22 protein-coding genes are annotated in these 23977 nt (G+C 55.4%); 18 read left to right on the plus strand and 4 right to left on the minus strand.

Annotated elements, in window-relative coordinates; all coding sequences use genetic code 11:
- Positions 1–6: 6 nt before the first annotated feature.
- The 7 genes from GFH31_RS00455 to GFH31_RS00485 are packed head-to-tail and all read left to right on the plus strand — an operon-like array spanning position 7 to position 7515.
- Positions 7–1527, plus strand: coding sequence for a ComEC/Rec2 family competence protein (locus GFH31_RS00455; protein ID WP_153498050.1), 1521 nt, complete (start codon positions 7–9; stop codon positions 1525–1527).
- A gap of 21 nt (positions 1528–1548) precedes the next feature.
- Positions 1549–2736: a THUMP-like domain-containing protein gene (locus GFH31_RS00460; RefSeq protein ID WP_118656582.1), complete on the plus strand. Its 1188-nt coding sequence runs from the start codon at positions 1549–1551 to the stop codon at positions 2734–2736.
- A gap of 6 nt (positions 2737–2742) precedes the next feature.
- On the plus strand, positions 2743–4209 hold the full coding sequence (locus GFH31_RS00465; RefSeq protein WP_153498051.1) for a Na+/H+ antiporter NhaC family protein: 1467 nt from the start codon (positions 2743–2745) through the stop codon (positions 4207–4209).
- A 33-nt stretch (positions 4210–4242) separates the two neighbouring features.
- Positions 4243–5550, plus strand: a complete 1308-nt coding sequence (locus GFH31_RS00470) for a YhjD/YihY/BrkB family envelope integrity protein (RefSeq protein WP_101570652.1) — start codon at positions 4243–4245, stop codon at positions 5548–5550.
- Entirely contained in the window at positions 5534–6346 is an 813-nt protein-coding gene (locus GFH31_RS00475) for a Rossmann-like and DUF2520 domain-containing protein (RefSeq protein ID WP_153498052.1), read from the plus strand. The genes GFH31_RS00470 and GFH31_RS00475 overlap by 17 nt, the downstream gene beginning before the upstream one ends.
- Positions 6322–6858: a KdsC family phosphatase gene (locus GFH31_RS00480; RefSeq protein ID WP_055204144.1), complete on the plus strand. Its 537-nt coding sequence runs from the start codon at positions 6322–6324 to the stop codon at positions 6856–6858. The genes GFH31_RS00475 and GFH31_RS00480 overlap by 25 nt, the downstream gene beginning before the upstream one ends.
- 36 nt (positions 6859–6894) lie before the next feature.
- Positions 6895–7515, plus strand: coding sequence for a DUF4923 family protein (locus GFH31_RS00485; RefSeq protein WP_118457465.1), 621 nt, complete (start codon positions 6895–6897; stop codon positions 7513–7515).
- 16 nt (positions 7516–7531) lie between these two features.
- Here GFH31_RS00485 and xerD read toward each other — a convergent pair whose 3' ends face one another.
- Positions 7532–8434, minus strand: a complete 903-nt coding sequence (xerD, locus tag GFH31_RS00490; RefSeq protein WP_118457463.1) for a site-specific tyrosine recombinase XerD — start codon at positions 8432–8434, stop codon at positions 7532–7534.
- A 131-nt stretch (positions 8435–8565) separates the two neighbouring features.
- Here xerD and prmA point away from each other — a divergent pair, with 131 nt between their 5' ends.
- Together prmA and GFH31_RS00500 are read left to right on the plus strand one after the other, a co-directional pair.
- Positions 8566–9417: a 50S ribosomal protein L11 methyltransferase gene (gene prmA / locus GFH31_RS00495; RefSeq protein WP_101571575.1), complete on the plus strand. Its 852-nt coding sequence runs from the start codon at positions 8566–8568 to the stop codon at positions 9415–9417.
- Positions 9418–9441: 24 nt separating this feature from the next.
- Complete coding sequence (locus tag GFH31_RS00500) at positions 9442–10014, plus strand: porin family protein (RefSeq protein ID WP_101570648.1); 573 nt, start codon at positions 9442–9444, stop codon at positions 10012–10014.
- A gap of 89 nt (positions 10015–10103) precedes the next feature.
- Here GFH31_RS00500 and GFH31_RS00505 read toward each other — a convergent pair whose 3' ends face one another.
- On the minus strand, positions 10104–11150 hold the full coding sequence (locus tag GFH31_RS00505) for a DUF2776 family protein (RefSeq protein ID WP_101570646.1): 1047 nt from the start codon (positions 11148–11150) through the stop codon (positions 10104–10106).
- A 204-nt stretch (positions 11151–11354) separates the two neighbouring features.
- On the opposite strand from GFH31_RS00505, the gene GFH31_RS00510 reads away from it, so the two are divergent.
- The 8 genes from GFH31_RS00510 (at position 11355) to GFH31_RS00545 (ending at position 18718) form a co-directional block, all read left to right on the plus strand.
- Positions 11355–11807, plus strand: coding sequence for a DUF2059 domain-containing protein (locus tag GFH31_RS00510; RefSeq protein WP_101570644.1), 453 nt, complete (start codon positions 11355–11357; stop codon positions 11805–11807).
- A gap of 223 nt (positions 11808–12030) precedes the next feature.
- A complete protein-coding gene (locus GFH31_RS00515; RefSeq protein WP_101570641.1) occupies positions 12031–13359 on the plus strand; it encodes a TolC family protein in 1329 nt (442 codons plus the stop codon).
- 21 nt (positions 13360–13380) lie between these two features.
- Positions 13381–14556: an efflux RND transporter periplasmic adaptor subunit gene (locus tag GFH31_RS00520; protein ID WP_153498053.1), complete on the plus strand. Its 1176-nt coding sequence runs from the start codon at positions 13381–13383 to the stop codon at positions 14554–14556.
- A gap of 26 nt (positions 14557–14582) precedes the next feature.
- The gene (locus GFH31_RS00525; RefSeq protein ID WP_055204160.1) at positions 14583–15329 is read left to right on the plus strand and encodes an ABC transporter ATP-binding protein; all 747 of its coding nucleotides are present in this window, start codon (positions 14583–14585) and stop codon (positions 15327–15329) included.
- A gap of 10 nt (positions 15330–15339) precedes the next feature.
- On the plus strand, positions 15340–16560 hold the full coding sequence (locus GFH31_RS00530) for an ABC transporter permease (protein ID WP_055204161.1): 1221 nt from the start codon (positions 15340–15342) through the stop codon (positions 16558–16560).
- 57 nt (positions 16561–16617) lie between these two features.
- The gene (locus GFH31_RS00535; RefSeq protein WP_118457499.1) at positions 16618–17676 is read left to right on the plus strand and encodes a sensor histidine kinase; all 1059 of its coding nucleotides are present in this window, start codon (positions 16618–16620) and stop codon (positions 17674–17676) included.
- A gap of 2 nt (positions 17677–17678) precedes the next feature.
- Positions 17679–18407 carry a LytR/AlgR family response regulator transcription factor gene (locus tag GFH31_RS00540; protein WP_118457454.1) on the plus strand — a complete coding sequence of 243 codons (729 nt, stop codon included), beginning with the start codon at positions 17679–17681 and terminating at the stop codon, positions 18405–18407.
- Positions 18408–18463: 56 nt separating this feature from the next.
- On the plus strand, positions 18464–18718 hold the full coding sequence (locus GFH31_RS00545) for a TIGR03905 family TSCPD domain-containing protein (protein WP_055204168.1): 255 nt from the start codon (positions 18464–18466) through the stop codon (positions 18716–18718).
- A gap of 21 nt (positions 18719–18739) precedes the next feature.
- Here GFH31_RS00545 and GFH31_RS00550 read toward each other — a convergent pair whose 3' ends face one another.
- On the minus strand, positions 18740–18919 hold the full coding sequence (locus GFH31_RS00550; RefSeq protein ID WP_055204170.1) for a hypothetical protein: 180 nt from the start codon (positions 18917–18919) through the stop codon (positions 18740–18742).
- A 12-nt stretch (positions 18920–18931) separates the two neighbouring features.
- Positions 18932–21403 carry a ferrous iron transport protein B gene (gene feoB, locus GFH31_RS00555; RefSeq protein WP_118457453.1) on the minus strand — a complete coding sequence of 824 codons (2472 nt, stop codon included), beginning with the start codon at positions 21401–21403 and terminating at the stop codon, positions 18932–18934.
- Positions 21404–21758: 355 nt separating this feature from the next.
- On the opposite strand from feoB, the gene GFH31_RS00560 reads away from it, so the two are divergent.
- A complete protein-coding gene (locus GFH31_RS00560) occupies positions 21759–23888 on the plus strand; it encodes a DUF5722 domain-containing protein (RefSeq protein ID WP_118656594.1) in 2130 nt (709 codons plus the stop codon).
- Positions 23889–23977: the final 89 nt, after the last annotated feature.

The following is a 23977-nucleotide window of genomic DNA, read 5'->3' on the forward strand; positions in this document are numbered from 1 at the left end:
GACGCGATGCAACTTTCCGATAAAATCGACATAACGCCTTTTGCGAGGATACTTCCGTTTTTCGCGGCGGGTATTCTCGCTTTCCGGTATGTGACCGCCCCCGACTGGCTGATCGTCGCGGCCGCCGTTATCGGCTATGCCGTCGCATGGCGGCAGCGTAAAGGTTCCTGCCGGTGGTGGACGGTGGCTGTCGCGCTCTTCTTTTCGGGGATACTGGTTACGGCCGTGAGCGCCCAGAAGGAAGCGATGCCGCGCGGCGAAAGGCTGGCTATGGTGCTCGAAGTCGGACAGAATCCGGTTTCGAACGGCCGGTGGCGGCAGACCGTGGCTCGTGTGGGGGCATACCGGCCGCTGGACTCTGCCGGGAGCGGTTGGCGGGGCGTCGATGAAAAAGTCGAATTGCGGGTCGATACGGCGGAACGGGTCGCCGTGGGCGAGCAATTGTACGTGGTGGGCTACCTGAATCCCGTGGATACGGCCGGGAGTCGCTACGGGACGCTAATGCGCAGCCGCGGAATCGGCGCGCGCGTCTATGTGCGCGGGGATCAGGTGATTTCGCGCCTGCCAGGGAACGGGCGCCGGGCGACCCGTTATGCGGCGGCGCTGCAACGGTGGGCGGTCGAACGTATCCACCGGCTGCATGTCGGCGAGAGGGAACAGGAATTGCTGTCGGCTCTGATCGCAGGGGATAAACGGAACCTTGACCGCAGGCTGAAAGCGGACTATTCGAAAACCGGCGTGGCGCATATTCTGGCCGTGTCGGGACTGCATATGGGATTCGTGCTGGTGATTGCCAACCTGCTGTTCGGTTGGACGGTGCTGCTGCGGTACGGTCATGTGGCGAAAAACGTACTGGTCATATCGGCGTTGTGGTTTTATGCCGTGATGGCGGGGCTGTCGCCGTCTGCTGTGCGGGCGGCGCTGATGCTTTCCGCCGCACAGTTGGCCCTGGCCTGTTCGGTTCCGGGAAACGGTTACAACGTCGTGCTCGGCGCGGCGACGCTGATGCTCGCCGCCAATCCGTTCTATCTTTACGACCTCAGTTTCCAGTTGTCGTTTATGGCCGTGCTATCGATCCTGTTTTTCTATCCGCGACTGTATCGCAGAAAACTATGCCGCAACCGGATCGCCGATGCGGTGTGCAGTTCGGTGTTGCTCGGCGCGGCGGCGCAGATCGGGACGCTTCCGCTGGTCGCCTGGAATTTCGGGAATATACCTATAATTTCGCTGATCATTAATCCGTTGGTTATCCTGACGGCCTTTTTGTCCGTTTTTACGGGGATTTTGTGGGTGCTTTTCGCTTTTCCCGGACTCAACGCGGTCTTCAGCGCGGTAGCGGGTGCTTTGTTGCAGGCGCAGAACGGGATCGTAACGTGGGCCGCCGGCACGCCCGTCGCTTCGGTTTCGGGCGTGCGCTTCGACGGGTACGGCGCGGCGGCCGCTTATGTCGTATTGGCGGCGTTGGCCGTCGGGTTGAAATGGCGGGAGGATTCTCGCAAAGAATATTTCGGGGGAGTCGCCCGTTGAATTTGGAACGAATGATCGAACATGACGCACGAAGAAGTTGATTGGTTGTTGCGGGAAGAGTCCCGGCAAACGGTTTTGAAATATCTGGACGAGCGGCCGGAACGACTCGCGCTGCGGCTGGGCGGCGGCGGAGCGTTGCTGGCCACCCAGTTGAAATATTTACAGCGTGCCCGGACCAAACTCCCGTCCTATTACCGGGCCCGCTGTATTTTGCCGCCGCTGGCGTTCGAGCAGGCCAGCAGCGAGGCGGTCGCCGCCGAAAAACGGTACGGAGGTGCGCTCTGCATCGATCTGACCTGCGGTCTGGGCGTCGATTCGGCCCATTTTTCGAAAAGTTTCGACCGGGTGATCGCCGTCGAACGCGATCCGGTTACGGCCCGGGTCGCCGCCGTGAATTTTTCGCTGCTGGGGATTTCGAACATAGAGGTGGTGAACGACTCCGCCGAACATTTCATAGAGTCGTTTCCCGGGACGGCCGATCTGGTGTATGCGGATCCGGCGCGGCGCGGCGAAGGGAACCGGAAAGTGTTCCGGTTCGAGGAGTGTTCTCCGGACATCGTCTCGCTATTGCCGGCGATCCGGGAGAAAACGCGCCGGGTCGTGGTCAAGGCGTCGCCGTTGTTCGACATAGACGAGGCATTCCGACTGTTCGGCGACCGCATAACCGTCGATATCGTTTCCCGGCAGGGCGAGTGCAAAGAGGTGTTGATCGATGTTCCTTCGGCGCCGGACGCGCCGGCCGGAAGCGTCCGGGCGGTCGCGGCCGGCTGCGGTTCGCTCGTATTCGGACGGGGGGACGGCGAGCCGGCGCAGACGTCGGATTTCGAGCCGCCGTACGGGTATCTGTTGGTGCCGGACGTGTCGCTTTGCAAGGCCCGTCTGGTACGGAGATACGCTGCCCGGATCGGATGCTACGCCGTATCGCAGAGCGGTTACTGCCTGTCGCGGCAGGCGCCCGACCGGTTCTTCGGCCGGGTCTACCCGATCCGCGAGATGGCATTCTATCAGCCGAAAAAGCTGAAACAAGCCCTGAAAGCGGCGGGAATTTCCCGCTGCAATCTACTGAAAAAAGAGTTTCCGTTCGATGCCGAAAGAATTGCCCGCGCGCTGGGCATCCGTCAGGGCGGGGACGATTCTTTCGCTTTTACCCGGATCGAAGGAAAATTGTACGCCCTGATGCTCGGGGAGGAAATCCCATCAAAAAGATGACCGACGATGCGGAAGACCGTTAAATCCCCCACTGTTTTTCAGTCCCTTATTCCGGTCGCCGTACTGATCGTGCTTAACGTGACGCTGCTGGGCGACGAGACCCTCGCGGGAGCCAATCAGATGTCGCTGCTGATCGCTTCGGGCGTTACGGCCTGCATCGCGATTCGCAACGGGAAAACGTGGGGGGATATTCTGGAAGGAATCGTGCGGACGCTGACCGGAGCCATTCCGGCGATCTTGATTCTGCTGATGATCGGGGTGCTCTCCGGAACGTGGATGCTCAGCGGAATTATTCCCGCGATGATCCATTACGGGCTGTATGTGCTGCGTCCCGAATACTTCCTGCCGGCTACGGTGGTCATTTCGGCGCTGATTTCGCTGGCTACGGGCAGTTCGTGGTCGACGGTGGCCACCGTCGGGGTGGCGTTGCTGGGAATCGGACGGACGCTCGGGTTCGGAGACCCGGTGATCGCCGGAGCCATCATTTCGGGGGCATATTTCGGCGACAAGGTTTCTCCGCTGAGCGATACGACCAACCTCGCCGCGGCGATCGCCGGAACGAATCTCTTCACGCATATCCGTTACATGCTGTACACGACTCTGCCCACGATCTTCGTAACGCTGATTATTTTTACGATACTGTCGATCGGCGGCGGTAAAATTGCAGCGGATGTTTCGGTAGCCGATACGCAGCGGATGATTACGGATTATTATTACATTTCTCCGGTGCTGTTTCTCGTGTCGTTGGCGGCGGTGGCGATGATCGTGTTCAAAATGCCTCCGGTGCCGGTGCTTTTCGTCGGCAGCCTGCTCGGCGGCGTGATGGCGGTCGTATGCCAGCCGGAACTGATCGGTTCGCTCAGCGGCGACGGGACGTTGACGGCCGGGGGCGCTTACCGTGTCGTCAGCCGGGCGATGTACGGAACGGTATCGCCGGAAACGGGCGATCCGATGGTCGATTCGCTGTTTACGTCGAGGGGAATGGCCGGGATGCTGAATACCGTCTGGCTGATTATCACGGCGATGATTTTCGGCGGCGTGATGGAGGCCGGACAGTTTTTGGAGCGGATCACGACGGCGCTCATCCGCCGCGTACGTTCGACCGGAGGACTCGTGAGCGCGACGGCGGGAACCTGCGTGCTGTTCAATTCGACCGCATCCGACCAGTACCTCGCCATCGTGATCCCCGGCAAAATTTTCGGCAGTGCGTACCGGCGCAAAGGGCTGGCTCCCGAAGTGCTGAGCCGGACGCTGGAAGACGCCGGTACGGCCACCTCGGTGCTGATCCCGTGGAATACCTGCGGCGCGACGCAGGCCGGCGTGCTGAACGTGGCGACGGTCGCTTACCTGCCCTACGCTTTTTTTTGTTACATCAGTCCGCTGATGTCGATCCTGTTCGCCTGGCTGGGTTTGCGTATCCGCAGAATCCCGCCGCAGGGCGCTTTGCCGGAAACGGAAAATCGAAATAAATAGTTACCTTTGTTACACGGCCAAGGAAGCGAAAATATGATCAGGAAAATCATTCAGTATATCACGCACGACATCTGGGTAAAGAAAGAACACGAATACAAGTCCCGGAAAATGCGTTGGGCGGTGCGCCAGTTCAAAGTGTTCATCTTTACGGCGCAGGGCTTCGGGCAGCACGGGATTCTGGTGCGCTCGGCCGCGCTGACTTTCTATACGCTGATGTCGATCGTTCCGGTCGCCGCGCTCGTATTCGGGATCGCCAAGGGGTTCGGACTCGAAACACGCCTGAACGAGTATCTTTACAACCAGTTCCCGCAGTATACCGTCGTGATCGACCAGGTGATCGCATTCGCCAACGCGATGTTGCTGCGTACCAAGGGCGGACTGATCGCTTCGGTGGGTTTGGTCGTGCTGTTCTGGGCCGTGCTGAAAGTATTCGGGAACATCGAAAGCGCTTTCAACAACATTTGGGAAGTGCGCCGTTCGCGCAGTTTCGCACGCAAATTCAGCGATTATACGACCGTGATCGTCGTAACGCCGATCCTGTGGATCATCTCCAGCAGCATCGGGCTGCAGATACAAAAACATCTAATGCACCTTACTTCGTCGCCCGTGGTCAGCGTATTCCTCGGACTCGCTTCGCTGGTGATGATCTGGCTGATGTTCGCATTCGTCTATCTGGTGATGCCGAATACGAAAGTGAAGCTGCGCAGCGCCGTTTCGGCCGGGGTGATTGCCGGGACGATCTTTCAGTTGTTCCAGATCGCCTATATTTTCATTCAGTCGCGACTGACCAGTTATAATGCGATATACGGCAGTTTTGCCGCCGTGCCGTTGTTCCTGATTTGGTTGCAGAGCAGTTGGCAGATCGTGCTGTTCGGCGCCGAGCTGTCGTTCGCCTACCAGAACATCCGGAAGTTCGAGTTCGAAAAGATCGCCAAGGAGATGAGTTACGAGTACCGCAAGAAGGCGCTGCTCGTGGTGATGCACCAGATTATCGCGCATTTTCTCGCGCGCGACGGAGCCGTATCGTCCGAAACGGTGGCTCAGGATCTGAACCTGCCGGTGCGCATCGTGCGGGATGCCGTTTTCGACCTCGAAAAGGCTGGGCTGATCGTGTCGACGGTCAGTAAAGAAGATAAGGTCAACCTGTACGTGCCGGCCCGCGACGTGCATACGCTGCGGGTCTGCGACGTGATCCAGCAGGTCGAGGCGAGCGGAATGGCGTCGCTCGATTTGCAGCAGAGTCCCGAGTTCCGGCAGATCGACGCGATCGTGAACCGGCTGAACCTGACGGTCAGTCGCAGCGCGGACAATGTTTTACTGATGGATGTACGAACGGAATAAAGATATTTACAGCCGGAACGGAGTGAAAAGAGTCGTTATCATAGGAAGCGGAAACGTGGCCGAGGCGCTGGCGAAAGCGATCGGAGCCAGTCGTTACGAATTGGTGCAGATCTATGCCCGCAACCGGGAACGCGGGCAGGCGATTGCCCGGGCGGTTCGTTGCGCCTGCGCCGACGATCCGAAGCGAATCGCCGAAGCGGATATCTACCTGATGGCGGTCAGCGACCGCGCCGTACCGAAATTGTCCGAGAGTTTCGACTTCGGGGATGCGGTCGTCGCGCATACGGCCGGCAGCGTCGCGCTCGGAGAACTGGCCCCCCGCATCCGGAACAAAGGGGTCTTTTATCCGTTGCAGACTTTTACGGCGGGGCGCAGTCTCGAACTGAGCGACGTTCCTCTTTTTATCGAGGGAAACAACGATTTTACGGTCGATGCGCTGGCCGGACTGGCCGGGGCGCTGAGTACGCGGGTGCGGATCGCCGATTCGCGGCAGCGGATGCGACTTCATCTGGCGGCCGTGTTCGCCTGCAATTTCGCCAACCACATGTTCGCCGTCGGGCAGCAGTTATTGCAGGAGTACGGCCTGCCCGCCGACCTGATCAAGCCGCTGATCCGGGAAACGGTCGCCAAGGCGCTCGACAGCCCGTCGGCTGCGGCCGTACAGACCGGCCCTGCGCGCCGCAACGACTACCGTACCCGGCACAAGCACATCGAAATGCTGCACAATCATCCCGAACTACAAAACCTTTATAAAAACATAAGCCTTAATATATGGGAAACTTCAAAGAAGATATAGCGCGCGTCCGGGTTTTCGTATTCGATGTGGACGGGGTGCTGACCGACGGCGGGATTTCCGTCACTCCGGAAGGGGATTTCATCCGCAAGTACAATTCGAAAGACGGTTATGCGCTGTCGCTGGCATTGAAAAAGGGCTATCACATAGCGATCATTACCGGCGGCAAGGGGAACAGCCTGAAGGTGCGTTTCGACATGCTCGGCGTCGATCACGTTTATATGGATTGCCACGAAAAGCTGAAGGCTCTGAAAGAACTTTGCGACGAATTGGACGTCTCCGCCGACGAGATTCTTTACATGGGGGACGACGTGCCCGATCTGGAGCCGATGCGGCATGTCGGTATGCCGGTTTGTCCGGCCGACGCCGTGGCGGAGATCGTCAATGCATCGCGTTACGTGTCGCAGTTCGGCGGCGGGCAGGGATGCGTGCGGGATGTGGTCGAGCAGGTGATGCGGGCCCGCGGCGATTGGTACAAGGAGGGCGACGCGCCGATCCGGGTCGCTTCGCGTTAAGGCGGGTTCGATTTTAGAAATTTTAATTCCGAAAAAATGAAATATTTTGTATTGATGTTTTTGTCGTGCTGCATGTCGTGCCTGACGGTAAACGCCCAGTGGTCGCTGAAAGACGTTTTGAACAAGGAAACGGTCGGAAATCTGGCGGGTTCGCTGATTTCGTCGAAAGTCACGGCGGCCGATCTGGCCGGGACATGGGCGTATTCGAAACCCGCCTGCGAGCTGGAGAGCGACGATGCGGCGAAAAAAGTGGGCGGAAGTCTCGTCTCTTCGCAAATCGAAGCGAAACTCGCGGAGTTGTATGCAAAAGCGGGCATCTCGGCCGACCGGTTTTCGGTGACGTTCAATACCGACAGCAGTTTTGTCTGCCAACTGAAGAACCGCAGTATCGGGGGAACCTTTTCTGTGGACGGCGAGACCGGGCAGATCAGTCTGAAATACGGAGCCGTGGAAGGGCTTGCCGGCGCCGGTTCTTTGAACCTTTACGTCCGCAAGACGGGCGACCGTATTCGGCTGCTTTTCAAGGCTGACAAGTTGCTGGAAATCGTTTCTGCGGTCGCTAATATGACCCAGAACGCCACGGTGAACGCAATCGGCAAGGTGGCGTCGGCTTATGACGGTATGCTGCTCGGCTGCGAGCTGACTCCCAAGGAGTAAAACGGTTCCCGCCGGGTCAAAAATCCGACAGCGGATGGTGCGACTCAACGTTGTCGCGTAGGTTTTCGCGATCGAGATGGGTGTATATTTCGGTCGTCAGGATCGATTCGTGCCCGAGCATCTCCTGTACCTGGCGGATGCTCGCCCCTCCTTCGAGCAGGTGCGTGGCGAATGAGTGACGGAATGTGTGCGGACTGATCGTCTTGGCGATCCCGGCGGCTTTCGCCGCTTCGCGGATGATGTGGAAGATCATAACGCGGGTCAGCCCCCTACCCTTGTTGTTCAGAAACAGCGTGTCGGCCGAACGCGGGTCGGTTTCCTGCCTGGCGCGCTGTTCGAGGTAACAGCCGATCAGCCGGACGGCCTGTCGGCTGACCGGCACGAGCCGTTGTTTGTCCCCTTTCCCGATCACGCGGATGAATCCGTCGTCGAAAAACAGGTCGCTGATTCGCAGCGATATCAGTTCGGAAACCCGCAGGCCGCAACTGTACAGCGTTTCGATCATCGCCTTGTTGCGGTGTCCGAAACGGCTGCTCAGGTCGATCGTATCCAGAATGGCTTGGATCTCCGCGACCGAAAGGACATCGGGCAACTTGCGTCCCGTTTTCGGCGGGTCGATGAATTCGGTGGGCAGGTTTTCGATCCGGTCGTTGATCAGCAGGTAGTTGAAAAAACTTTTCACCCCGCTCAGAATCCGTGCCTGCGTCGTCTTTTTCACGCCTTTGTCGTACAAGTATGCCAAAAACGATTCGATGTGCTGCTCGCGCACCTGTTCCGGCCCGATACCGAATTCGCTGTCCATATAGCCGGCCATTTGCCGCAGATCCCGCAGGTAGGCCTCGGCCGTATTGTCCGAAAGTTTTTTTTCCAGTTTGATATAAAAGGTGTAATCTTTCAACTCTTTATCCCAATCTCGCATGACCTGTGCTTATTTTCAGTCAAAATTACTATTTTTGTAAAATAATCAAGTTTTTTGAAAGAAACAAAGTACGGGGAAAGCTGGTATCGGTTTTGCAGATTCCGAAGAAACCGGTTGAATCGTTAGAGCGCATGAAATATACCGAATTTGTAATCGAGGCCGCCACCGAGTCGCAACGGGAGATGTTGATCGCCGAATTGAGCGACTATCCGTTCGACGGCTTCACCGAAGAGGAGGATTGTTTGAAGGCCTATATTCCCGAGGCGGATTTTCGGATGTGGAGATCCGCGATCGAGGAGTCGCTCGAACGCAATCGCTGCCGGTATACGGCGGCGGAAGTTCCCGACCGGAACTGGAATACCGTCTGGGAATCCAATTTCGAGCCGATCGACGTCGAAGGACGTTGCCGGATACGCGCTCCTTTCCATTCGAAAAATCCCGCTTGCGAGTACGATGTGGAGATTATGCCGAAAATGTCGTTCGGCACGGGTCATCATGCGACCACCTATCTGATGGCGGCCGAAATTATGGATGTCGATTTTGCCGGAAAATCGGGACTGGATATGGGAAGCGGCACCGGGGTGCTTTCCATTCTGGCCGTGAAACGGGGAGCCGTACGGGTCGATGCCGTCGATATCGACGAGTGGGCATATCGCAACGGGACCGAGAATATAAAGGCCAACGGAATGGAAGGACGGATCGTCCCGTTGCAGGGCGACGCGTCTTTGCTGGCCGGGAAACGTTACGATTTCGTGCTGGCCAATATTAACCGCAACATTCTGCTGGCGGATATGCCGGTTTATGCGGCGACGCTGACGCCGGGAGGAATGCTGCTGGTGAGCGGTATCCTCGAAGCCGATATTTCGGCTATCGAAAGCCGGGCGGCGGCGTGCGGGCTGGATGCCGACGGTGTGCGCAGGCGCAACGGTTGGGCGGCGGTGCGTTTTGTCAAGAATCGTATTACACCTGATAAAATCAATTGATTACTAATTAAAAATTATGCGATCATGAAAAAAATTGTTGTTGCAGTTGTCGCCATGCTGGCGATCGGAACCTCTTCGTTTGCACAGGGATTCGGCTGGGGTGTCAAGGCCGGTCTGAACGTTTCGGGAATGAATAATACCGGACTCGATTCGAAGACCGGACTCACGGCCGGCGTATTCGTCGACTACCGGTTCAACGATTGGATCGGGATGTCTGCCGACCTGCTCTTCTCGCGCGAAGGCGCTATGCTGAAAAGCGGCGGAGACAAGTACATCGCCAAGACCAACTACCTGAATTTGCCGATCCTGGCCAAATTCTACGTGCTCGACCAACTGGCATTCAACATCGGTATCCAGCCGGGCGTGCTGTTGTCCGGCAAAGATAAGGTTAAAGAGAGCGGCGAAGAGACGGCTTTCACGACGACCAATAACTATAAGTCGTTCGATTTCGCATTCCCCGTGGGCGTAAGCTATGAATTTTTCAATAAGCTGATTCTGGATGCCCGTTACAACATCGGTGTGGCGAACATCTCCGCCGGCGAAGGAGGAAAAGTTCATAATAACGTGTTCGCCCTTACGCTCGGTTACCGTTTCTAACCGGACGTGTCCGGCTATGTGGTCGGAGCGTATGAAAATAAAAACCCATCTTCCGTGAAGGAAGATGGGTTTTTGCTGTTTTTTGAAGGTTATTTGGATTTTTTCGCGCCGCTTTCGAGGATGCTGACGATCGAGAAAAGCGTGAAACAGATCGCTCCGAGACCGACGATTACCCGGGCGGGAACGAAAAATTTCTCTTTGTAAACAGCTTCTTCGAACAGAAACGAAGCGAGGAACAGACAGATCAAGGCCGTCAGTACCGGGATCAGCGGGATACGCGCGGCCAGCGGAAATTCGGCTTTCCATATTTTAACCAGCAAGATGACCTTGCTGGAAATGCTGTAACAAACCAGGCCCAGGCCGATCAGGACGAATCCGACGAAGTCGCGGGTTTGGCCGTAATAGACGAAGATCACGATCAGTCCCCAGATCGTGGCGATCGTGCCCATGATCAGCACCAGTCTCGGCCAGATCTTTTTTTCCCGGTCCGCATAGACGTTCCTCTCCTGACGGACAATGCTGGCGACCAATGCGATCAGCGAGGTGCAGATACAGGCGATACCCCCCATCACGCTTCCGGCTACGAAATGAGGCGTGCTGCCTCCGGCCAGCAGAACGATCGTCCAGGCCCAGGCCAGCGCCGCGAAGAATGCGGCGATCGATTCGAAAATCAGCTCCTGCTGTTGGGTAAATCCTTTGGCGTTGATCTCGCGGCTCGGCGAAGTGCTGTTTTCGGGGATCAGCGAGAAACGCGTGGATACGGTGGCCGCCGTCGCGACGCATCCGGTGATTAACCCCAGTCCGCAGACGATGTGCCCCGCTACGAAAAATTCGGCGACTTCGGTGTCTTTGAAAATCGCGATGCCGCAGATGAACGTGGCGAGGGCTACGGAGTATCCGAGAATCGGCAGAAAATACTTGGCGAACGGATTGTACGTGTGGATGATCTGGCGGATGATCGTGGCGGCCGTCGCAAACAGTGCGATGCAGATCGATCCGAGGAAGAAAACGACCGGGCCGGCGATCATCCGCGAAGAGTCGTCGCCCCACAGGTAGATGTAGCCGCCGTAAAAAAAGCAAAACAGGGCCATTACAAGCGGTATGGCTCTGAACAATACGCTGATTCCGTAATTCATATGTCTTGTTTTAATGGTTGAACATTGCCGGTTTTCATTCAAAAACTGCGCCCCGTTGTTTTTTTATAAAAAAGAGAAGATTATTTTGCGGATATTCGATTTATCGTTACATTTAACGTATTGCTATCTTTATTTATTCGGACGTACCGCACGACCTGCGGCGTAAAGAAGGAAATGATCGAGTATGGATTTTAAATCGAAAAAATGAAAAAGTTGGTTTTACTGTGCGGAGCCCTTGCGCTGCTCGCGTTGGAAGTTCGGGCGCAAACGCCGGAGTATACGGCGAAAATGACGAGAATGCTGGAACTTTCGGGTTCCGATGCGGTTATGAAAGAACTGCCGAAACAGATGATCGGCATGATGAAGCAGCAGGTGCCCGCAATGCCGGATTCCGTTTCGCGGCAGATCGAGGATCTGATGGCGGAATACTTTCCGAAAATGCTCGAAATGATGACCCCGATCTACGCCAAGTATTACACCGAGGAGGATCTGGACGGACTGATCGCGTTTTACGAAAGCCCGCTGGGGAAGAAAATGGCTTCGACGCAACCGTTGATTTTAAAGGAGGTGATGGGCGTGGTGCCGCAGTGGGCCGCCGAATTTGGCAGTAAAATGTCTGAGATCGTAAAGTCGGCCAAAATACAGACGCAGCCGTAATCGGACGGGCCGTCGTGCTACCGGGCGGCCGCTCCAAATGGGGCGGTCGCCTTCGTTTCGGAAAGAGACGTCATCTGGATGAACTGCATCGGGTGCCGACGCGGAACCTGTCGATGAAAAAGGGGCGTTGGTCGATGGAAATGCGGGATACTTATATTTCATTTGCCGTACGGATCGGATAAAATTATGTTTGCATTGAGAAATCTCATAATGCAAACCGAATATGATAAACAGATTTAAACCGATTCCGGCCCTTTGTCTCCTGCTGTTCGCGGGACAGGCGGCGTGGGCCCAGTCGCCGGGAGGATGGTCGCTCCGCAAATGCATCGACTATGCGCGGGAAAACAATATCCAGGTACATTCGACTCAAGTGACCCAGCAGAGTTCACAGGAAGACCTGGCGGAAGCCAAGGCTAAACGGGTGCCTTCGCTGGATTTCTCGACGTCGCAGAATTACGTCAATCAGAAAAGCGAAAAGACGGACGGGAATTTCGAAGCTAACGGAACCTATTCCGGAAATTATGCGTTGAAGACCGGCATCACCATCTACAACGGGAGCAAGCTGACCAATTCGCTGCGGCAACAAGAGGTGATCAACAAAAGCCGGCAGTTCCAGGTCGATATGGCTCGGAACGACATTGAGATCGCCGTGACGCAGGCCTATCTGAACATCCTGTACGCCAATGAAAACGTGAAGATCAGCCGACAGACCGTCGAGTCGTCCGCCGCGCAGTTGGAGCGTTCGAAGGCGTTGCTGGAAGCCGGCTCGATCGCTCCGAGCGATTATGCCCAGATGGAGTCGCAGTACAGCAGCGACAAATATCAACTGACGGTTAGCCAAACATCGCTGGATCAGAATATTCTGACTCTTAAACAGTTGCTCGAACTGGGATTGGACGAATCTTTCGACGTGCAGTTTCCCGACCTGAGCAGCGAGGACGTGTTGGCCGAAGTGCCGGCGCTGGACCGGGTGTACCAGCGGGCGTTGGAGGTGATGCCTCAGGTCGAAAACAGCCGTTTGAACGTGGAGTCGGCCCAGTTGGGCGAGAAGATCGCTGCCGGAGACGGACTGCCGAGCCTGACGGCCAGCGCATCGATCGGTACCGGGAATATTTCGGGAACGAACTACTCTTTCTACAATCAGTTGAATAACAAGTTGAATGAGAATGTGGGCATTACGCTCAGCGTTCCCATTTTCAACAATCGTAAGGCGAAGTCGTCGATCGCACGGTCGCGTTTGCAAACCCGTCAGGCCGAACTCGATTACCAGAGCATGGAAAAGGATCTGCTGAAAGACGTCGAGTCGCTGTACCAGGATGCCGTTTCGGCGCAGAGCCGCTACCTGGCTGCCAACGACAAAGTAAAATCGGCCGAAACCAGTTACGGTTTGGTGCTGGCTCAATTCAACGAAGGGATGAAAAATACGGTCGAACTGCTGACCGAGAAGAACAACTACCTGTCGGCGCAGCAGGAACAGATCCAGGCCAAGTATCAGGCCGTGCTGTCGATCAAACTGCTGAACTTCTACCAGAACGAACCGATTACGCTGTAAACAATCAAAAAAACATAATTCATGAAAACATTGAAGAAAATAGGAATCGCCATCGTCGTAATCGCCGTACTGGCTGTCGCTGCATTCCTGATCCTGCGCAAAAGCGAAAAGCCGCAGATGAAATACAAAACGGCGGAAATACACCGGGGGTCGATCGTGAATACCGTTACCGCGACGGGTACCATCGAACCGATCGTCCAGGTGGAGGTAGGTACGCAGGTATCGGGCATCATCAATCATATTTATGTGGATTACAACTCGGTGGTGAAAAAAGGCGAGGTGATCGCCGAATTGGACAAAACGACGTTGGAGGCGGATTTGGCGTCCAGTTCCGCGACTTTGCAGTCCAATAAGACGGAATACGAATATCAGGAGAAAAACTTTCTGCGTATCAAAGGGCTGCACGAAAAGAAGATGGTCAGCGATACCGATTACGAGACGGCCGAATACCAATACAATAAAGCGAAAAGCAGTTATGAAAAATCGCAGTCGGATATTACCAAGGCGCGGCAGAATCTGGAGTATGCGACGATCTATTCGCCGATCGACGGCGTGGTGATCGACCGTGCGGTCGAAGAAGGGCAGACCGTTGCCGCCAGTTTCAACACCCCTACCCTGTTTACGATCGCCAACGATTTGCGCCAGATGCGCGTGATCGCCGACGTGGACGAGGCCGACATCGGAGGCGTGGTCGAGGGGCAGCAGGCGACGTTCACCGTCGATGCCTTCCCGGAGGATGTTTTCAAAGGATCGGTAACGCAGGTGCGTCTGCAGCCGACCACCGAGTCGAATGTGGTTACCTATGAAGTGGTTGTCGACGCTCCGAATCCGGATCTGAAGCTAAAGCCGGGACTGACGGCCAACCTGACGATCTATACGATGCAGAAGGATAGTGTGTTGTTGGTGCCTTTGAAAGCGTTGCGTTTCCTGCCGGAGAATGCCCCGGAACCGGTCGCAGATTCGGCCAATCCGCGTGCGCGGGTTTTATGGACGCAGTCGCCGCAGGGATTGCAGCCGGTAAATGTCACGACCGGCGACAACGACGGGATTTTTGCTGAAATAACGGGCGATATCAAAGAGGGCGACAAAGTAGTTACCGGCGTGGATATCGGAGTGGCGTCGATTTCGGACGGACAGGGCGAAGCGAATCCGTTTATGCCGTCTCCTCCGGGGGCGCGTAAGAATGCGAAAAAATAGATTTTCCTACTTATAAGGATTTGATCATGGAAAAGTATATTATACGGGTTGAGAACCTCCGCAGGGATTTCGTCGTGGGCGGTGAAACGGTGCATGCGTTGCGCGGGGTGTCGTTCAGCATCCGGGAAGGGGAATTCGTTACGATCATGGGAACCAGCGGCTCCGGCAAGTCGACGCTGTTGAACCTGCTCGGGTGTCTGGATACGGCGACCGCGGGCGAATACTACCTGGACGGGATTTCGGTGCGCGAGATGAGTCGTAACGACCGCGCTACGTTGCGTAACCGTAAGATCGGCTTCGTATTCCAGTCCTACAACCTGTTGCCGAAGACGACGGCGCTCGAAAACGTCGAACTGCCGTTGTTCTACAATCCGTCGGTTTCGGCGCGCGATCGCAAAGAACGTTCTATCAATGCTTTGCATGAAGTGGGACTTGCCGACCGAATTCATCACCGGTCGAACCAGATGTCCGGCGGCCAGCAGCAGCGGGTGGCCATCGCGCGGGCCCTGGTGAACGATCCGGTGATGATTCTGGCCGACGAGGCGACGGGTAACCTCGATACGCGGACGTCGTTCGAGATCCTGACGCTTTTTCAAAAGCTGCACAGGGAAGGGCGTACGATCGTTTTCGTAACGCACAATCCGGAGATCGCCGAGTTCTGCAGCCGCAACATCGTGCTGCGCGACGGGCGGATCGTCGAGGACGTGCAGAATACGCAAGTCCGTTCCGCCAAAGAAGTACTCGATTCGCTGCCGCAGGACAGCGGCCAATAAAACGGGGATTATGAATTACAAGAATCTGATAAAAATTGCGCTGAAAGCGCTTTCGAACAATAAGTTCAGGGGCTTTTTGACGATGCTCGGGATCATCATCGGCGTCGCGTCGGTGATCGCGATGCTGGCCATCGGTCAGGGGTCGAAACGCAGTATTCGGGAGCAGATTTCCGAAATGGGATCGAACATGATCATGGTACATCCGGGAGCCGGCCGTTTCGGCGGCGTACGTCAGAGCGCCAGTAGTATGCAGACGCTAAAAATGGAGGATTACCAGACCATTATTCACGAGGCTTCCTATATCAGCGCCTGCTCGCCGGTGGTGAACAGCAGCGGACAGGTCGTCAACGGGGCCAACAACGCCCCTACTTCGGTCTACGGCATCAACCAGGACTATATGGAGATTCGAAAATATTCGGTCGGCGAAGGCGAAATGTTCACCGATCAGGATATCCGGCGGGCCGCCAAAGTGTGCGTGGTCGGGAAAACCGTGGTCGAGAACCTGTTTACGAACGGTGAGGATCCGCTCGGCAAGACGATCCGTTTCGGGAAGATTCCGTTCAAAATCATCGGCGTGCTGACGCCGAAAGGCTATAATTCGATGGGACAGGATCAGGACGACCTCATACTGGCTCCGTATACTACCGTGCAGAAACGTATTCTGGCGATCACTTATCTGCAGGGAATTTTCGCATCGGCTATCAGCGAAGAGATGTCCGGCGAGGCGATCGACGAACTGACGGCCATCCTGCGGCAGAACCATAAGATCAAGGCGGGGGACGACGACGATTTCAACATCCGTTCGCAGGAAGAACTGAGTTCGATGTTGAGTTCGACGACCGACCTGATGACCATCCTGCTGGCCTGTATCGCGGGCATATCGCTGTTGGTCGGCGGGATCGGGATCATGAACATCATGTACGTGTCGGTAACCGAGCGTACCCGGGAGATCGGGTTGCGGATGTCGATCGGAGCCAAAGGACGGCATATCCTGTGGCAATTTCTGATTGAAGCCGTGATTATCAGCGTGATGGGCGGTATTATCGGAGTCGTTCTCGGGATCGGGGCGTCGGCAGTGATTAAGCATGCGGCCGGCTGGCCGGTATTCGTGCAGCCCTATTCGGTGATTTTGTCGTTCGCCGTCTGCACCGTGACCGGAATCTTTTTCGGGTGGTATCCGGCCCAGAAGGCCTCGAACCTCGACCCGATCGAAGCGATCCGCTACGAATAGCCGGGCCGGATTGGCGGATTGAATAAAAACGCTTAAATTTACGGAAACAAAATGAACATGCCTCAGAGTAAAAAGAACCGGTTTTTCCAGATTGCAATCCATTCGATCGCCTGGGGATTGATGTTCACGTCGCCGTTCTTTTTTGCGTACGGAAGGAATGACGCGACCTTTTCGTTGAGTCGATATCTCGATTTCTGTGTCGTTCCGGTGACGTTCATCATCGTGTTTTACATCAATTACTGCGTGTTGATCGACCGGCAGTTGTTCCGCAAGCATCTGGGACGTTTTATTCTGATGAACTTGCTGCTGATCGTCGCGGTAGACCTGTTCCAGCATTTCTGGCACGAGATTTTCCGACTGTACGTTATGACCGATCTGCCCCGGAAGGGTGACGGACACCACGGCCCTCCGGCCTATTTTTTCCTGATGTGGAATTTTATGCTGCTGGCGCTGACGGTCGCTCTGAGCGTGGCGATCAAAATGACCGGTAACTGGTACCGTACCGAGGCCGAAAAGCAGGAGATCGAAAAGGAACGGACGCAGGCCGAACTGAAAAACCTGAAGAGTCAGTTGAATCCGCATTTCCTGTTCAATACGCTGAATAATATCTATGCGCTGATCCAGTTGAATCCCCCGCAGGCGCAGTATGCCGTCCACAGCCTGAGTCATTTGCTGCGTTACGTGTTGTACGACAACAATCAGAACTTGATCTCGCTCGACAAGGAGTTCGCATTTATGAAAAATTACATCGAGTTGATGAGCTTGCGGTTGTCGTCCGATCAGGTGAAATTGAATATCGACATTCCCGATGACGGCAGGGGGTATATGGTAGCTCCGCTGCTGTTCATCACGCTGATCGAGAATGCGTTCAAGCATGGGGTAAGCCCGTCCGAAAAATCGTTCGTCAGCATTGCTTTCCGGATTACCGAAGCCGATACGCTGGTCTGCACGATCGAGAATAGCTATTTCCCGAAAGACGACCACGACCGCAGCGGTTCCGGGATCGGGCTCGACAATCTGCGTAAAAGGCTGAACCTGATTTATCCGAACCGGCACATTTTGCGGACGGAACGGCTGGGAAATCGTTATATGTCGCAACTGATTATAAACCTTTGACGATGGCTATCGAATCGCTTGTCGTGGACGATGAACCGCTGGCGCGGGACCTGCTGGCGGGTTATGTAAAGCAGACGCCGTTCCTGCATTTTGCGGGAGCGTGTTCCAGTGCGGTCGAAGCGCTGACCGTTTTGCAGCGCGAAAAGATCGACCTGATTTTTTTGGATATCCAGATGCCGCAGCTCAACGGGCTGGAGCTTTCGCGGATGATCGGAACGCAAACGCGGGTGGTTTTTACGACGGCGTTTGAACAGTACGCGCTGGAAGGATTCCGGGTCGATGCGCTGGATTACCTGCTCAAACCGATCAGTTATGCCGAGTTCCTGCGGGCCGCCGACAAAGCGCAGCGTTGGTTCGGGCTTCAGGACGGCAAACAGGAGGGGCCAGTTGCCCAGGGCCGATCCGCGCAAACTCTTTTCGTCAAGACCGAATACAAGATGGTGCAGCTGCGCCTCGATCAGATCCTGTATATCGAAGGCGTGAAAGATTACGTAAAGATACATACCGAAGACGGGGCTTCCGTGATGACGCTGATGAGCATGAAGGCTATCGAGGAAACCCTGCCTGCCGACCGTTTCGTCCGGGTGCACCGTTCGTTTATCGTCCATGTGGACAAGATCAAAACGATCGAACGGAACCGGATCGTGTTCGGGAAGGTATATATTCCGGTGTCCGACTCTTACCGGGAATGTTTCATGCAGTTGCTGTCGCGTCGCTCGTTACTGTTGTGATGGATAAAACGGCCGGAATTTGCTACCTTTGCAAGTCGAATTCAAACTTTCATGCAATGAGCGCAAAAACGATTGATTATACTCCGGTAGGCGGGGTATGTTCCAAAATGATCCACGCGGCGGTCGAAGACGGTAAAATATGCGAAGTGGTCTTCGTCGGCGGTTGTCACGGCAATACGCAGGGGATCTGCTCGCTGGTAAAAGGGATGCCTGTGGACGAAGCGATCGCCCGTTTGAAAGGGATCGATTGCAGGGGAAAAGGCACTTCCTGCCCCGATCAGTTGGCCCGGGCACTGGAACAGGTCGGATAACCGGACGTGCCGGTATAAGAACTACCGCCTTCCCTCTTTCCGGTCGCGTTTATTGCATTCGGAACAGCCGTCGCACAGGTCGCACTCTCCGCTCTTTTTATCGGAGCATCCGCACCCTTTTCGCTTGTTCCACCGGTAGATGGAAAACAGCGTGTAAACGAATGCCGCCGCGATGATGATTGCCGTAATGATTCCCTGCATATTTACCGTTTTTTATAGCCAGCTTCCTATCTGGTAAACGACAAAAGACAATAACCATGCTAAGCCCGTCGAATAGACGACCGAAAGCACGGCCCATTTGCGACCGGCTTCGCGGCGTATGGCTACGATGGCCGCGATGCAGGGGACGTAAAGCAGGATGAATAACATCAGCGTGTAGGCTACCAGCGGCGAGTAGACCGGTTGTCCCGCCTTGTCGCCTTGCGTGTATACCTGTTTTTGCAGGTTCTCGGCCAGCGAAGCGTCGTCGTCCCCGCTGTTGCTCAACACGGCCATCGTACTGACGACGATCTCCTTGGCCGCCAGTCCGCTGAACAGGCTGATTCCGATCTGCCAGTCGAAGCCGAGCGGCCGGATCGCCGGCTCGATGAAACGACCGATTTTTCCGATATAGGACTGCTTTTGGTGTTCGGCATGGCGGATGTCGTTCAGTTCCTGCAGTTTTGCTTGCTCGTCTTCGGGCGACAGGCCGGAAGAGGCTATTTCGGCCGCCACTCGGTCGTAATCGACCGAATATTCCACGTTGCGCGGATAGTATCCGAGGGCCCAGATGATGATTGACGCAGTCAGGATGACCGTTCCCATTTTCCGTAGGTACTGCGATCCTTTGCTCCACATGTGGCGGACTACGTTGCGGGTCGTCGGTATCCGGTACGGCGGAAGTTCCATAACGAACGGAGCCTCCGCCTTTGCGAACAGCAGTTTTTTGAACAGGATGGACGACCCGATGGCGATCAGGATGCCGATCAGGTAGATCGAGAACAGCACCAGTCCCTGGTTCGACGGGAAAAAGGCCGAGATCAGCAGGACGTAGACCGGCAGCCGGGCGCTGCACGACATGAACGGGATGATCAGCATGGTCATCAGCCGGTCTTTTCTGCTTTCGAGCGTGCGCGTGGCCATGATGGCCGGAACGTTGCAGCCGAAACCCATCAGCAGCGGAATGAACGATTTGCCGTGCAATCCGATCTTGTGCATCAGCTTGTCCATGATGAAAGCCGCCCGCGCCATATAGCCGGTGTCTTCCATCAGCGAGATGAAAAAGAACAGGATCAGGATGTTCGGCAGGAAGACGATCACGCCCCCCACTCCGCTGATGATCCCGTTGACGATCAGCTCGCGCAAAGGGCCTTCCCGCATGATTCCGCCGATGAAGTCCCCTAACCATTCGACGCCGGTTTCCAGCCATCCGGCCGGGACGCCGCCGAGCGAAAAGGTCGTTTGGAACATGATCCACATGATCAGCAGGAAAATCGGGAGTCCCCAGACCTTGTGGGTCATGATCCGGTCGACGCGGTCGTCGGGCCGGTTTTTACGCAGGTTGATGCCCTGGCAGGTCTCTTCGAGCGCTCCGGCGATGAACCCGAATTTGGCGTCCGTAATGATCGTTTCGACGCAGTCTTTGTACTGGCGTTCGAGTTTCTGCCGTTCATGTTCCGCCACGGCGCTTATCTCGGCGAAGTTGGCGGCCGGTTCGACCACTTCGTATCCGTTTTTATCGTTACAAAGCAGTTTGATCGCCAGATAGCGCGACGAATAGCGGGCAACCAGGTCGGTATTTTTCCAGATCTCGTCTTGCAGCAGCCGGATGCTGTGTTCGATGTCTTTCCCGTAATTGATGTGGATATGCCGCACGATCGGTTCGTTGTCTTCGAACACGTCGATCACGGTTTTGAACAGTTCCCGGATTCCTTCGCCGCGGGAGGCGACGGTCGGCACGATCGGGATTCCGATCATCCGGCCCAGATTACGGTAGTCCAGTTTCAGACCCGACTTTTCGAGCTCGTCGTACATGTTCAGCGCGATCACGACCTTCAAGTCCATGTCGATCAGTTGCGTGGTCAGGAACAGGTTGCGTTCGAGGTTCGAGGCGTCCAGCACGTTGATAACCACGTCGGGCATGGCGTCGAGAATGTGCCGGCGCACGTAAAGTTCTTCGGGCGTGTATTCGGTGATCGAATAGGTGCCAGGCAGGTCGAACAGGTTGAACGTGTAGCCGTCCTGCCGGAAAACGGCCTGTTTGGCGTCGACCGTCACGCCGCTGTAATTGCCGACCCGTTCGTGGGAGCCGGACGCGACGTTGAACAGCGATGTCTTGCCCGAATTCGGATTGCCGACCAGCGCGACGTTGATGGTTCGGCCCGTTACGTGCTGAAAACGGTTGACCGATTCGTCCCGGAACGTTCCGCCGGACGGAAGTCCCGACCCCGCCGTTCCGCCGCTCGGCAGCGAAACTTCGATCAGTTCCGCCTCGCTTTTGCGCAGGGCGATGCGGTAACCCATGATTTCGTATTCGATGGGATCCGACAGCGGGGCGTTTTTGATGACCCGCACCGTTTTGCCGCGAACGAATCCCATTTCTGTGATCCGGTTGCGAAAAGAGCCGTGTCCGAACACTTTGGTGATGACCCCTTCTTCCGACGTCTTCAGTTCCGACAGGCGTTTATTTATGATTTCTTTTTCCATTTATCGTCAGACCGGGAAATTTTTTCCGGGCAAAGGTACGCAACCGGAGGATTCCGGAAAATACCTGAAGCCGGGGAAAAAGGCTTCCCTCGTACCTCGAATCGGTTATGACTGCCGCTGCAAAGATAAAACAGTATCCCGGTTGTTCTACCGGACGAAACGGAAAAAGGCGAAAAAAGTGTATGTACGGAGCGCTCCGTATGCTCCGTAAAATGATAATAATACTCCGTAAAATGATTTTTCGGGACAAATCGTCGGGCCTTTCGGCAAAAAAATCGTATTATTGTATTTGGTAAGGCGTGTGGTTTTGCATGCCGCCGGAGATAACTTTAACCTAATTTTACTGAACGAAGAGATGAGTAAGAAACGTTTTGTCGGCCTGCTGTTGATCGGGGCCTTGTTGTTTGTTTCGCAGTCGCATGCCCAAGATGCGGTGCCGTTGTCCGTCGCGCCGAAAGAGTCGAAGGGTTTTGTGATGAAAGAGGTCGAAAAGGGAGTGTTCGAGGTGACGACCGCTCCGAACGACGCGGTGATTGAGTTCGCTCCGCTGAAAGAGCAGTTGCCGGAAGATGTGGCGGTGCTGAGTTTCGATTATTTCTGCGCTTCGGGCATGGAGTTCATGGTCGTGACGGTCAATAACGACCGGTCGCGCATCGAGGAGAACATGATCCGCCTGCCGATCGCCGAAGGATGGAGCACTTTCTCGGTCGATGTGTCCGATAAACTCAAACAGCTTAAAAGCCCCAATGATTTTCTGAGCTTGCTGATCGTTCCGAATGCGGCCAAACCGACCACCATGCGGATCAAGTCGCCGCGCCTGAGGGCTTATACCGAAAAAGAGATCGCTCAGAACCGGCAGAAAGCCGAACGGGAAGCACGCGAGAAAAGACTGAACCACGATATCGACGTTTACCTTAAGAAAGATCACCCGTGCCAGGTGACCGACGTGAAAGTGACCGACGAAGGCGTCGAAGTGGCCGGTAATATCAAAGGAATGCCGGGCGACGTTTATTTGTGCGAAGTGCCGATGTTCGGCGACCTGACCGATCTGACTTTCATTACCGAAAAGAAAATCGATAAGCCGACGAACTTCAAGCTGAAATTCGACCGCTATGCGCAGGTTGACGGGCGGCAGTACGACCGCCTCTATTCGCGCTGGGTGCTGGCCCAGAAGTCGCAGAAGGGATATCTGATCTGTTCGCACGGGCGTTATGCCGACGACGTGAAGGCTCAGTACGATCTGCCGCACGAGGTGGTGGCTACCAAAAAAGGGATCGGCGGTTTCCACGACGGTCCGTACGCTTCCGATGCGGACAGCCTGCAGGCGACCAGCATTACGGTCAATATATGGCTCGGCTTTATGCGCTTGACTCCGTCCGACAATTCGATTCCGTTCGAATACAACGGCAAAACTTATTATGCCGATAAGAAAACCATCGACGGATTCGACAAGACGCTGCAATTCGCGGCTTCGAAAAACATGATCGTCAGCGCGATCATTCTGGTGGCTCCGGAGCGCGCTTTTGCCGACAAAGCCGCCGGTAAACTGTTCGAACATCCGGATTTCGATCCGGCGGGTATCTATACGATGCCGAACATGACGACGCTCGAATCGCTGAACCTTTACGCCGCCGCGATCGATTTCCTCGCTTCGCGCTACAACCGCCCGGACAAGAAGTACGGCCGCATCCACCACTGGATCGCCCACAACGAAGTCGATGCCGGTTGGGTGTGGACCAATGCCGGGATCAAAACGCCGCTGCGGTTCATGGATATTTACGTCAAGTCGATGCGTTTGCTCTATTATACGGCTCGCAAATATAACCCGCATGCCGAAGTGTTGATTACGCTGACCCACTACTGGCAGTCGCGCCACAACGAGTATTGCTACCCGTCGGCCCAGTTGCTCGACCTGCTGCTCGATTACACCGAGGCCGAAGGCGATTTCAAATGGGGCGTGGCACACCATCCTTATCCGCAATCGTTGTTCGAACCGAAAGCGTGGCTCGATACCGAAGCGACGTTCGATTACAATACGCCGCTGATCACGTTCAAGAACCTCGAAGTGCTCGACGCATGGATCAAGCAGCCGCGCGCGCTCTATAAAGGCAAGGAGAAACGTACGCTTTATCTGTCTGAACAGAATCCCAATTCGAAAGATTACTCTGAAGAAGCGCTGCTGGAACAGGCTGCCGGAATGGCTTATGCGTTGAAGAAGCTCGAAGCCTGCGACGGAATCGACGCTTATCAGATGCACGGCTGGTTCGACCAGCGCGGCGAAGGAGGTCTCAGGATCGGTATCCGTCGCTTCCCGGACGATAAGGACGATCCGTCGGGACGCAAACCGGCCTGGTTCGTATTCCAGGCTTTCGGCACCGACCGGGAAGAAGAGGCATTCGAATTCGCTAAGAAAATCATCGGCATCGACAGTTGGGATCAGATTATTTACAAAGAACCGATCGCCATGCCGACCCAATCGAAATAGATTGTAATTGAATCATCCGCCGGTATCCTCGCCTATTTCGGGCGGGGATTCGGCGGATAAATAAGAATCCGGTTTTGATAAATTTGAAT

It is taken from the genome of Alistipes sp. dk3624, from assembly GCF_009557455.1.
Lineage (GTDB): Bacteria > Bacteroidota > Bacteroidia > Bacteroidales > Rikenellaceae > Alistipes_A > Alistipes_A hominis.